Raw genomic sequence first — 12068 nt, 5'->3', positions numbered from 1 at the left:
TTGACAATCAAACGCGGTGTTCTAGGGTCGGGATCGTGAGCAGCACTCAGTTCCCCACGGGAAACCGCGACTACGCCGCCCCCGAGCCGGAGCGGACGCCCGATGACGACGTCCGCCCGCCGCTCTTCACGCGCGCCGAGTACGACCGCCGCCTGAAGGCCGTGCGCGAGCAGATGGACTACCAGGGCCTCAGCGCCCTGCTCGTCACGGATCCGGCGAACATCTTCTACCTGACCAGCTACGACGCCTGGTCGTTCTACACCCCGCAGCTGCTCTTCGTGCCCGATGAGGGCGAGATGCTGCTGCACCTGCGGGAGATGGACGCCAACGGTGCCTTCCGCACCGCCTGGCTGCCCCCGGAGCAGATCGTGGGCTACCCGGAGCAATACGTGCACCGTCCGCACCTGCATCCGTTCGACTGGATCGCCTTCAGCCTGCGCCGCCGGGGCCTGATCGCCCGCGCCACCCGCGGGGCCGTGGGCCTGGAGATGGACGCCCACTTCTTCTCCCCCAAGGGCTTCCGCAGCCTGGTCAACGCTCTGCCGGAGTGGAAGCTCGTGGACTGCTTCGAGCTCGTGAACTGGGTCCGCGCCGTGAAGTCGGAACCCGAGATCCAGTACATGCGCACCGCGGCACGGGTCACCACGGCAGCCATGCAGGCGGCCATCGACACGATCGACGTGGGAGTGCCGCAGAACATGGTGGCCGCCCAGATCGCCCGCGCGCAGGCCGAGGGCGACGGCGAGGCCTGGGGCGACTCCCCCGCGATCGTCCCCATGCTGCCCACCGGCACCTCCGCGGACACCCCGCACCTCACCTGGTCAGATCGGGTGCTCACCGAGGGCGATGCCGTCGTCGTCGAGCTCGCCGGCGCCCACCGCAGGTACCACGTGCCCCTGGCCCGCACCGTGATGCTCGGCGAGCCGAGCGACGACCTCCTGCGCCTGGAGGACGCCGTGGCCGAGGGCCTGCAGGTCGTGCTCGACACCGCCGCCGAGGGCGTTCCCGTGCGCGAGCTTGCCCGCGCGTGGAACTGGTCGCTGGCCCGCCACGGCCTGGAGAAGGACAGCCGCCTGGGCTACTCCGTGGGCATCGGCTACCCGCCGGACTGGGGCGAGCGCACCATCAGCATCCGGACCGAGGACGAGACCGTCCTGGCGAAGAACATGACCTTCCATGTCATCTGCGGCATGTGGATGACCGGCTTCGGCTACGAGGTCTCCGAATCGGTGCGGATCACCCGCTCCGGAGCCGAGACCTTCACCGCGTTCCCGCGTTCTCTCATCAGGAAGTGAGCAGACCATGACGACCCCGCACCTGAGCACCGTGCCCGGACTGACTCCCCGCCCGACCGAGGGCATCGCCGGCGATCCGCACGAGGGCCGCCTTCCGCTGGCCTCCCGCGCCGACGGCCTCGTGGGCTCCGTGATCGACTCCTCGACCTCACTGCTGGCCGCGCAGACCCACGACATCGTCCGCTTCGCCATGGGAGCCCCGGCCGCGGAGGTCATCCCCACCGAGCGGTTCCGTGAGCTGGCCGGCGAGGTCCTGGACGACAGCTCGTTCACCTACGGCGCCACTGAGGGCGAGCCCGGCCTGCTCGAGACCATCGTCTCCCTGAGCGCACAGACCGGGCACCCCACCCGCCCGGAGCGGATCGTGGTGACCTCCGGCGGCATGCAGGGCCTGGACATCGCCTCCAAGCTGTTCGTGGACCCCGGGGACCTGGTGGTCGTCGAGAGCCCCACCTACACCAACGGCTCCGGCACCGCGCTGAGCTACGGGGCCGAGATCCTCGAGATCCCCATGGACGACGACGGCATGAACGTCGAGGCCCTCGAGACCCAGGTCAGCGAGCTGGGACGCACCCCGCGGCTGATCTACACGATCCCGAACTTCCAGAACCCCTCCGGGACCACGCTGAGCCTCGAGCGCCGCAAGCGCCTGCTCGAGCTGGCGCACGAGTGGGGCAGCGTCATCCTGGACGACGACCCCTACGGCGAGCTGCGCTTCGCCGGCCAAGAGGTGCCGAGCTTCGCCGAACTGAGCCCGGAGGACCCCCTGGTCTTCTCCGTGCGCACCTTCTCCAAGGTCCTGGCGCCGGGGCTGCGTGTGGGGTGGATCGACGCCGATCCTCGCCTGCGGGATCTCGTGATCGCCGCCAAGCAGGCCATGGACACGTGCACCAACGTGCCGAACCAGCACGTGGTGGACCGCTTCATCCGCCAGGGCGGCTACCTGGAGCACCTCGAGGGGCTGCGCACCGAGTACCGGCGCCGCAAGGAGGCCATGGACGCCTCGATCGCCCGCCACCTGGGCGATCGCGTGGTCACCACCGACCCGCAGGGCGGCTTCTTCCTGTGGGTCACGCTGCAGGGCGAGGATGCGCGGATCTCCACGAGCCGGCTCTTCGAGATCGCGCTGGCCGAGGGCGTGGCCTTCATCCCGGGACCTGCGCTGTCCCCGTCGGGCCGGTTCCAGGACGCCTTCCGGTTGTGCTTCGCCTCCTCGACGCCCGAGCGCACCGAGGAGGGTCTGCAGCGGCTGGCCCGCGCACTCGACATCGCCCGCGCGGAGCTGGACGGCTGAGCGCATGAATGGAGCGGGCCTCCCGAGGATCCCTGCGCAGCGCCCAGCCGCTGAGCACTCAGGAGCATGACGGAGGCGGGCACCAGCGGACTGCCGGTGGCCTCGATCAGCGCCTCGTTGACGGACGGGGCCGTGCCGCCGAACAGCGACGTGGAGACGTTGCAGGTGATCGCGAAGCCGGCGAAGCGCACCTTGGTGGGGAACATGGCCGGGAAGGTCGCCGAGATCGTGGCCAGCGGCAGGACATAGAGCACGCCCAGGACGCCGATGCCGATCAGAGTCCCCCACACGCCCTGCGACATCAGCATGTACATGGGCACGGACATCACGATCAGGGAGATCCGCCACACGGGCTTGCGGCCGGTGCGGTCGGAGAGCGATCCGGCGAACGGGATCAGCAGCATCATGGCGAACTGCCTGACGAAGGAGATCGTGAGCACCGTCTGGTACTCCATGCCGCCGGTGCCCTCGAGGTAGGTGGGCATGTAGCTGAGCAGCGTGGAGCTCCTCGGCTTCCTCGAACACCGGAGTCTCTGCCATCATCCCGTCGTGGCCCAGGAAGGTCTCGCCGAGCAGCACGATCAGGCAGCCCAGCGCGAAGCCGCCCATGGTGCCGAACTCCAGGAAGCTGCCCAGGAAACCCGCGCTTGCGGGCCGGGGCGTACTCCGCCAGGAAGGTCGCAGCGCCTCCGTACTCGCCGCCGGTGCAGAAGCACTGCACTGCGCGCAGGACGATCAGCAGGATCGGGGCCAGGACGGTGCCGTGCTCGCCGGGGAAGAACTTGTGGGTGATGCAGCCGACCGAGACCGCGTAGACGCCGTAGCCGAACCACTCGGTCGCGTTGCCGATGGCGGGGGCGGCCACGGCGCGTTGCACGGTCCCCGCATCGGGCGCTCCGGCTGCACGGTAGGATCGTCGACAATCCCATCTCCCACTCGGAGGCCTCCATGCCGCCCCCTGCACTGAATCCCGTCATCCAGGAGTCCACCCCGGCGCTGATCGCCCGGCAGCTGCGCCGCGCGATCGGCCAGGGCGAGCTGGCACCCGGGCAGCAGCTCAACGAGACCGCCCTCAGCCGCAGCCTCGGCGTCAGCCGCGGTCCCCTGCGCGAGGCCATGCAGCGCCTCACCCAGGAGGGCCTGCTGGTCAGCATCCGCAACCGCGGCGTCTTCGTCATCGAGATCACCGACGACGACGTCCGCGATATGTACCTGGCCCGCACGGCCATCGAGCGCGCGGCGGCCGCCCGCCTCGCAGAGACCGATCCCGCCACGGCGCAGGCGGATCTGCTGCGCATCGTGCAGGCCATGGCGGAGGCCGCCGAACGCGATGACCTCGACGGCGTCACGGAGGCCGACATCGACTTCCACACCGCGCTCGTGGCCCTGGCGCGCAGTCCTCGCCTGACCCGGATGCACACCACGCTCATGGTCGAGACGCGCATGTGCATCACGGCTCTGGAGCACCGCTACAGCTCGCAGTCCCCGCGGCTGGAGGAGCACCGTCAGATCGCCAGGGCGATCGGGCAGTCCGATCTGCCGGAGCTGGACCGTCTGCTCGACGGCCACATGGAGGACGCGATCGGCAGGCTCCGGGAGCCGCAGGACTGAGCCGGCCGCCGACTCGGAGGCGGCCGCTCAGTCCTGCGGCTCAGCCGCGCGGCATCGCCATGTACCGGGTCTCGAGGAACTCGTCGATGCCCACGCGGCCGCCCTCCCGGCCCAGTCCCGAGGCCTTGATGCCGCCGAACGGCGCGGCCGGGTTGGAGACGATGCCCGTGTTGAGCCCGACCATCCCGACCTCCATGGCCTCCCCCACACGGAAGGCGCGGTCGAGGTCCTGCGTGAACAGGTAGCCCGACAGCCCCCAGGGGGTGTCGTTGGCCAGGGCGATGGCCTCCTCCTCCGTGTCGAACGGGATGATCGGAGCCACCGGCCCGAAGATCTCCTCGCCCATCAGCCTCGAGGCCGGATCCACACCCGAGAGGACCGTGGGGCTGTAGAAGTAGCCGGGCCTCTCCGGGCGCGAGCCGCCGCAGACCACCTCTGCGCCGCGCCCGACGGCGTCGTCCACGAGCTCCTGGACCTTGCGCAGCGCCTTGGGCTCCACGAGCGGGCCCACCTGCATGCCGTCCTCCAGCCCGTCGCCCACGCTCAGCGCACCCAGGCGCTCGGCGAGGCGGCGGGCGAACTCGTCGGCGACCGTGCGCTGGACGTAGACGCGATTGGCCGCCGTGCAGGCCTCGCCCATGTTGCGCATCTTGGCCGCGAACGCGCCCTCCACAGCGCGGTCCAGATCCGCGTCCTCGAAGACCAGCACCGGCGCGTTGCCGCCGAGCTCCATGGACGAGCGCATGACGTGCTGCGAGGCCTGCTCGAGCAGCTTCACGCCCACGGCCGTGGAGCCGGTGAAGCTGATCTTGCGCGCGATCCCGCTGGACATCCACGGCTCCACGACGGAGCCGGCGTCGGTCGTGCACACGATGTTCAGCACACCGGCGGGCACCCCGGCCTCGAGTAGGATGTCGGCCAGCGCCAGCGAGGTCAGGGGGGTGAGCTCGGCGGGCTTGAACACCATGGTGCAGCCGGCGGCGATGGCCGGGGCGATCTTGCGCGCCCCCATGGCCAGTGGGAAGTTCCACGGGGTGACCAGCACGCACGGGCCCACCGGCTGCTGGGAGACCATGAAGCGGGTCTTCCCATCGCCCGAGAGCACCTGATCCCCGCCGATGCGCACGGCCTCCTCGGAGAACCAGCGCAGGAACTCCGCGGCATAGGCGACCTCGCCCTTGGCCTCGGCCAGGGGCTTGCCCATCTCCGAGGTCATGATCAGGGCGAGCTCGTCCTGCCGGGCCATGACCAGGTCGAAGGCTCGGCGCAGGATCTCGCTGCGCTCGCGCGGAGCGGTGCGGGCCCAGCCGGCCTGGGCATGTCCGGCGGCCTCGATGGCTCGGCGGGCGTCGTCGGGGCCGCCGTCGGCCACCGTGGCGATGACCTCCTCCGTGGCGGGGTTGATCACCTCGAAGCGAGCGCCGGAGGCGGATTCGCCCCAGGTGCCGTCGATGAGCAGTCCCGTGCTCACGGCGGAGATGACTTCCTGGGCGGTGCGGGCGTGATCCTGGGCGTTCATCGCGGTTCCTCTTCCTGGTCTCGCTCGGGTTGTTGGGCTCGGTGGCCTGGACTCGCCTGGTCTTCTCCAGGGCCCGACGACGGCTCCGGATCCAGCAGCTGCGCCAGGTGCGTCCCTGGGCGCTGCGGGTCCAGGTGGTCCACCTGCATGGCGCAGGAGAAGCCGTCGGTCAGCACGGGATCCTCCTCGGCCGTGCCGCGCATGGTCGGGGCCAGCGCGTTCTCGGCGACCTGCATGCTGAGGTCGTAGTGCTGGGCCTCGAAGCCGAAGTTCCCGGCCACGCCGCAGCACCCGGCGGCATCCACGACCTCGCGCACGCCGGCGGCGGCGAGCACCCGGCGCTGGGCGGCGGGGCCGAACACGGAGTGCTCGTGGCAGTGGGTCTGCAGCACGACGCGATCGGGGATCGGGGCCGCCGGCTCCGGCCGCCAGCCCTGCGCCGTCTGCTCGGCCAGATGCGCGGCGAAGCTGCGCACCCGTCGGGACACGCGCCGAGCCTGGTCGGTGGGCACCAGCTCCGGCAGGTCCTTGCGCAGCGCGGCGGCGCAGCTGGGTTCGACCACCACGATCGGGCGCTCGGTGCCGTCGTCGAGGGCCTCCGCGGCCCGCGCCAGAAGCCGCCGAGCGGTGCCGAGCTGCCCCGTGGAGATCCAGGTGAGCCCGCAGCAGGCCTCGGCCGAGCACTCGACCCGCTCGCCGGCCTGCTGCAGGACGCGGGCTGCCGCTCCGGCTGCCTCGGGACGGAACCCGCGGGTGAAGGTGTCCACGAAGAGCACCGCATCGCCCGCGCCCGGGTCGACGGCGGCGTCGGCGACCTCCTGCCGCCACTGCCCCGTCCGAGCGAAGCGCGGCATCCTGCGATTGGGCGTCAGCCCGCCCAGCACGGCTGCCGCCCTGGCCAGCGGCGTGGACAGCAGCGCGTTGACGACCGGTGCGATCCGCCCGGCCACGACGAGCCAGCGCGGCAGCCAGCCCAGCGAGAGGTGAGCGATGGGCCGCAGGCGCCCGGCGTAGTAGTGGTCGAAGAACTCAGACTTGTACGTGGCCATATCGACCCCGGCGGGGCAGTCGGTCGAGCACGCCTTGCAGGACAGGCACAGGTCCAGCGCCTCGCGGACCTCCTCGGAGCGCCAGCCCTCCCCCACGGTCCGCGCGCCCCGGACCATCTCCTGCAGGACCCGAGCGCGTCCGCGCGTGGAGTCCTTCTCATCGCGGGTGGCCCGGAAGCTGGGGCACATGACCCCGCCGGTGTCCGCGCGGCAGCGCCCCACGCCGATGCAGCCCTGGACGGCGTGCACCCAGGGGTCGGGGGCGCTCTGGCCGGCGCCCGCTCCGCCGGCCGCACCTGAGGTGTGGGAGTGGGCGGGGCTGAGATCGAAGCTCGTGCGCCACTCGCGCTGCGGGACGCCCTCCAGGGCCAGGTGGTCGTCCATCCGGTCGGGCTCGGTCATGATGCCCGGGCTGAGCATGTTCTGCGGATCCCACAGCGCGCGGAAGCGCTCGAAGGCCGCCAGGACCTGCGACGAGTACATCAGCGGCAGCAGCTCGGAGCGGGCGCGGCCGTCGCCGTGCTCACCGGACAGCGATCCGCCGTGGCGCACCACGAGCCGGGCCGCGGCCTCGGTGAACTCGCGGAAGACCCTGCGGCCGTCGTCGGTGCGCAGGTCGTAGGTGATGCGGATGTGCATGCAGCCGGCGCCGAAGTGGCCGTACATGACCCCGTCGAGCCCGTGGTCGTCCATCAGCACACGCAGCTCGGCCAGGTAGTCGGCCAGGTCCTCCGGTGCCACCGCGGAGTCCTCCCAGCCGGGCCAGGACTCGCCGCCGCTGGCCAGGCGCGAGGACAGCCCGGCGCCGTCCTCGCGGACCCGCCACAGCGAGGCGCGCTCGGCCGGGTCCGGGACGGCCTGGCCCTCCACGAGTCGGCCGTTGCGGCCCAGCCGCTCGAGCAGGCGCTCCGCCTGGCCCTCGACGGCGGCCTGGTCCTCCCCATCGAGGTCCACGAACAGCCAGGCGCGGCCGTCCGGCAGCCCGAGCACGGAGTCCGGGCCGCGGCGGGCGCGCATGGTCTCCACGATCGCGGCGTCGGTGCCCTCGACCGCGGCGGGCGAGAACTCGAGGATCGTGGTGATGTCGCGGGCGGCATCCACGACGTCGTCGTAGCCCAGGCACACGAGCAGCGCGTTGGGCGGCCTGGGCACCAGGCGCATGCGTGCTCCGACGACCAGGGCGCAGGTGCCCTCAGAACCCACGAGCGCACGCGCGATGTTCAGCTTGTTCTCGGGCAGCAGGTTGTGCAGGTGATAGCCGGAGACCTGGCGCTGGATGCGTCCGAGCTCGAGCCGGAAGGCCGCGAGGTTCTCCCGGCCGAGCTGCTCCAGCTGCCCCAGCAGCTCACGGGCGCGTCGATCGGAGTGCTCGTCCTGCGGATCGGTGGCGCGCAGGCCCCTGCCGGTCGCGGTGAGGCGGGCGCCGTCGGTCGTGACTACGTCGATCTCGACCACGTGATCCGAGGTCCGACCGTAGCGCACCGAGTGGTTGCCGCAGGCGTCGTTGCCGATCGCCCCGCCGATCGTCGCCCGGTTCTTGGACGACGGGTCCGGTGCGAACGTGAGCCGCCCGCCGGTGGCGGCCTCGACCTCGTGGGTCAGATCGGCCAGCACCACCCCGGGATCGACGTCGACGGTCCGCGCGTCCTCATCCAGGACGCGGATGGCCGTGAGGTGGCGCGAGAAGTCCAGCACGACGCCGGGGCCCACCGCGTTGCCCGCCATGGATGTCCCGCCGCCGCGCCCGATCAGGGGCGTGCCGGTCTCGCGGCACACGCGCACGGCCGCGCAGACGTCGTCCGCGCTGCGCGGGAAGACCACGGCCAGCGGGACCACGCGGTAGTTCGAGGCGTCATAGGAGTACTCGGCCAGCCTCCGGGCGGATGCCTCCGCCTGGAGGCCCGCCTGCTGCAGCCGATCCAGGATCTTGTGGGCGTCCCGCCCGGGGGCCTCGGGGTCGCTGCGAAAGACGGCCTCGCTCATGGGCAGACCTCAGGCGCCGGTGGTGCCGGACGGGGCCGCTGACACGACCGTCTCCACAGCTGCCTCGAAGCGCTGCAGGCCCTGGGCGATCTCCTCCTCGGTCACCACGAGCGCCGGGATCAGCCGCACGACGTTGCCGGCCGGGCCGCAGGTCAGGCTCAGCAGATCCTGCTCCGTGGTCGCCTGCTGCACGGCAGCGGCCGTGGCGGCATCCGGCAAGCCGTCCTGGGCCGTGAACTCGATGCCCTGCATCAAGCCCAGGCCGCGGACGTCGCCGATCACGGGGAAGCGCTGCTGGATCTGCTTCAGCCCGGCCTGCAGCTGCTCGCCGCGGACCCGGGAGTTCTCCACCAGGCCCTCCTTCTCCACGACGCCGAGCGTGGCCACGCCGGCGGCGGCCGAGACCGCATTGCCGCCGTAGGTGCCGCCCTGCGAGCCGGGCCAGGCCTTGGACATCAGCTCGGTCGAGGCTGCGATCGCCGAGATCGGGAAGCCGGAGGCGATGCCCTTGGCGGTGATGAGGACATCGGGTGCGGCTGCGCTGTGCTGGTGGCACCAGAAGCGCCCGGTGCGCCCCACGCCTGCCTGGACCTCGTCGATGATCAGCACGATCCCGTGGCGGTCGGCGCGCTCGCGCAGCCCCTCCAGGAACGCGGGTGGCGTGGGGATGTAGCCGCCGTCGCCCAGCGCCGGCTCGATCAGGAAGGCGGCGGTGTCCGATGGCGCGGTCCGGGTCTGCAGGAGGTAGTCGAGCTCCTTTAGGGCGAACTCGACGCTGGTCTGCTCATCCCAGCCGTAGCGGTAGGCGTAGGGGAAGGCGGACATGTGGACCCCGGCCATCAGCGGCGCGAAGCCGGCTGAGAACTTGGTGCCGGCCGTGGTCAGCGAGGCCGCGGCGACCGTGCGGCCGTGGAAGCCGCCCTGGAACACGACGATGTTCGGGCGACCTGTGGCCATGCGCGCCAGGCGGACGGAGGCCTCGACCGCCTCGGAGCCGGAGTTGGCGTAGAACACCGAGTCCAGCCCCTCCGGCAGGACCTCGCCGAGCTTGTCGGTCAACTCGAGCAGCGGCTTGTGCATCACGGTCGTGTACTGCGCGTGGATGATCTTGCCGACCTGCTCCTGCGCCGCGGCCACGACCTCCGGGTGGCAGTGCCCGGTGCTCGTGACGCCGATTCCCGTGGTGAAGTCGAGGTACTCCCGTCCGTCGGTGCCGTAGATCCAGCTGCCGCGGGCGTGATCGACGACCACCGGGGTGGCCTGCTTGAGGACGGGACTCAGAGATGTCATGCCGCACATTCTCCGAACCGCGCCGCAGGATTGTCAACAATCCGACATCGCTACAGTGGGGGCATGAGCACCGCGACCCTGTCCCCGCAGCCCGAGTTCCGGCCCCGCCTGGTCGTCCTCACGACCGAGTCCACGCCGCCCCCATCCGGCGCCGCCCGGTTCGAGGAGCTGGCCGAGGTGACCTGGACCGATGCCGAGGGACTTCCCCAGGCGATCGTGGGGGCGCAAATCCTGCTCGTGTGGGACTTCTTCTCCGGGGCCCTGCGCGAGGCCTGGCCGCACGCCGATGCGCTCGAGTGGGTCCATGTGGCGGCCGCGGGCGTGGATTCGCTGCTGTTCGACGAGCTGCGCGACTCCCCCGTGACCGTCACCAACGCGCATGGGGCCTTCGACACCCCGATCGCGGAGTTCGTCCTGGCCTCGATCCTGGCCCAGGACAAGCAGCTGCACCGCTCCGAGCGGCTGCAGCGCGAGCGCACGTGGCAGCACCGGGAGACTGCGCTGAGCGCAGGGCGTCGGGTCCTGGTGATCGGCACGGGCGGGATCGGCCGGGCCACCGCGCGGCTGCTGAAGGCTGTGGGCATGGAAGTCATGGGTGCCGGTCGCACGGCACGGCAGGACCCGGACTTCGGGACGATCATCGCCAGCGACGAGCTCGCCGAGCACGTGGGCTGGGCCGATCACGTCGTGGTGATCGCGCCGCTGACCGAGCAGACCCGCGGGCTCGTCGGTCCCGCAGTGCTCGAGCGCATGAAGCCCACGGCCCACCTGGTCAACGCGGGTCGCGGCGCCCTGGTGGATGAGCCGGCGCTGATCGAGGCGCTGCAGCAGGGGCAGATCGCCGCCGCCTCGCTGGACGTCGTCTCCCAGGAGCCCCTGCCGCGGGACTCGCCGCTGTGGGACATGGACGAGGTCCACCTCTCGGCGCACATGAGCGGCGACGTGGTGGGCTGGCGCGACACGCTCAGCAAGCAGTTCGAGCGCAACCTCGAAGCCCGGCTCGCCGGCCGCCCCCTGGCCAACGAGGTCGACAAGCACAAGGGCTACGTCCGAGGCTGACCCTTCCCCCACCCCGCCGAGTGGATACCCAGTTGCGCTGTTCAGCGTCTCAGCGCAACTGGGTATCCACTCGGCGGGGTGGGGGGCTGCGGTAGGGGTCTCATCCCTCCGGACGGGCCTGCCGTCTCGTCCCCGCGGCCGACGACGCCGCAGCATCTCGATCCATAGCGTGGGAGCCATGCAGAGCCCCCTCGATCACATGACCATGCCCCCGCCCGTGTCCGAATCCCGACGGCCCCGCACTCTGTCGCCCATCGTGCGCCTGCCGCATCTGGTGTGGGGTCTGGCCGCCGGTGTCCTGATGGCGCTCGGCTCCTTCGGTGCGGGCCTTCTGGCAGGGCTGGTCATCGGCACCGCAGGGGCCGTCCTGGTGGGAGTCCTGATCGGCGGCACCGGGCTGGGGTGGGGCACGCTCTGGTACGGACTCATGCACCGGCACGGCTGGAGCTGGGCAGACCTGGGCTTCCGTCGGCCCCGTCGCAGCATGCTGCACCTGCTATGGATCCTGCCGACGAGCATCATCGTCGCGGCGACGGCCGCAGCCCTGATCGGTCCGCTGCTGGGCCTGTCCCCCGGGGAGGCCTCGCCCATGGCTTCGGACATCATGACCCTGCCCGTGGCCTTCGCGATCCCGGTCCTGCTGATGGCCGTGGTCGTCATGCCGGCCTTCGAGGAGATCCTCTTCCGGCGGCTGCTGCTGGACTGGCTGGCGGCCCGTCTGCCCCTGACCGTGGCCGCCGTCCTGGTGATCGCGGTGTTCGCCGGCATCCACGTCTCACCCCCGGCGGTCCTCTACATCCTGTTCTTCGGCACCGCGCTGACCTTGTCGCGGCTGTGGTTCGCCTCCCTGTGGGCGCCGCTGATCCTGCACGCGATCAACAACGCCCTGGTCTGCGCGGTGGTGCTGACCGCCCTGATCTGGGGCTGAGGCACCGGGAAGAGCCGCACAGCGGAGGAGGGGGGGGGGG

The 12068-nt window shown here is 71.3% G+C and carries 9 protein-coding genes; 6 read left to right on the top strand and 3 right to left on the bottom strand.

Translation table 11 applies throughout. The features are described from left to right. The first annotated feature begins 35 nt into the window (after positions 1 to 35). The 4 genes from M3E84_RS06450 (at position 36) to M3E84_RS06435 (ending at position 4200) form a co-directional block, all read left to right on the top strand. Entirely contained in the window at positions 36 to 1295 is a 1260-nt protein-coding gene (locus M3E84_RS06450) for a M24 family metallopeptidase (RefSeq protein WP_396415579.1), read from the top strand. Positions 1296 to 1302: 7 nt separating this feature from the next. Beyond that, positions 1303 to 2589, top strand: coding sequence for a PLP-dependent aminotransferase family protein (locus M3E84_RS06445; protein ID WP_259895399.1), 1287 nt, complete (start codon positions 1303 to 1305; stop codon positions 2587 to 2589). Between the two features lie 66 nt (positions 2590 to 2655). Next, a complete protein-coding gene (locus M3E84_RS12490; protein WP_396415578.1) occupies positions 2656 to 2838 on the top strand; it encodes a hypothetical protein in 183 nt (60 codons plus the stop codon). A gap of 699 nt (positions 2839 to 3537) precedes the next feature. After that, positions 3538 to 4200: a GntR family transcriptional regulator gene (locus M3E84_RS06435; RefSeq protein ID WP_259895398.1), complete on the top strand. Its 663-nt coding sequence runs from the start codon at positions 3538 to 3540 to the stop codon at positions 4198 to 4200. Positions 4201 to 4240: 40 nt separating this feature from the next. Here M3E84_RS06435 and M3E84_RS06430 read toward each other — a convergent pair whose 3' ends face one another. The 3 genes from M3E84_RS06430 to M3E84_RS06420 are packed head-to-tail and all read right to left on the bottom strand — an operon-like array spanning position 4241 to position 10041. After that, positions 4241 to 5719 carry an NAD-dependent succinate-semialdehyde dehydrogenase gene (locus tag M3E84_RS06430; RefSeq protein WP_259895397.1) on the bottom strand — a complete coding sequence of 493 codons (1479 nt, stop codon included), beginning with the start codon at positions 5717 to 5719 and terminating at the stop codon, positions 4241 to 4243. After that, positions 5716 to 8751 (bottom strand): FAD-binding and (Fe-S)-binding domain-containing protein, encoded by a 3036-nt coding sequence (locus M3E84_RS06425; RefSeq protein WP_259895396.1) that lies wholly within the window; start codon positions 8749 to 8751, stop codon positions 5716 to 5718. The genes M3E84_RS06430 and M3E84_RS06425 overlap by 4 nt, the downstream gene beginning before the upstream one ends. A 9-nt stretch (positions 8752 to 8760) precedes the next feature. Continuing rightward, positions 8761 to 10041, bottom strand: coding sequence for an aspartate aminotransferase family protein (locus M3E84_RS06420; RefSeq protein WP_259895395.1), 1281 nt, complete (start codon positions 10039 to 10041; stop codon positions 8761 to 8763). Between the two features lie 63 nt (positions 10042 to 10104). Here M3E84_RS06420 and M3E84_RS06415 point away from each other — a divergent pair, with 63 nt between their 5' ends. Further along, positions 10105 to 11100: a D-2-hydroxyacid dehydrogenase gene (locus M3E84_RS06415; protein WP_259895394.1), complete on the top strand. Its 996-nt coding sequence runs from the start codon at positions 10105 to 10107 to the stop codon at positions 11098 to 11100. Positions 11101 to 11278: 178 nt separating this feature from the next. Continuing rightward, a complete protein-coding gene (locus tag M3E84_RS06410; protein WP_259895393.1) occupies positions 11279 to 12028 on the top strand; it encodes a CPBP family intramembrane glutamic endopeptidase in 750 nt (249 codons plus the stop codon). Positions 12029 to 12068 lie beyond the last annotated feature (40 nt).

This window comes from Kocuria sp. p3-SID1428, from assembly GCF_025149945.1.
Lineage (GTDB): Bacteria > Actinomycetota > Actinomycetes > Actinomycetales > Micrococcaceae > Kocuria.
This window is presented reverse-complemented; position numbering and strand designations above follow the sequence as displayed.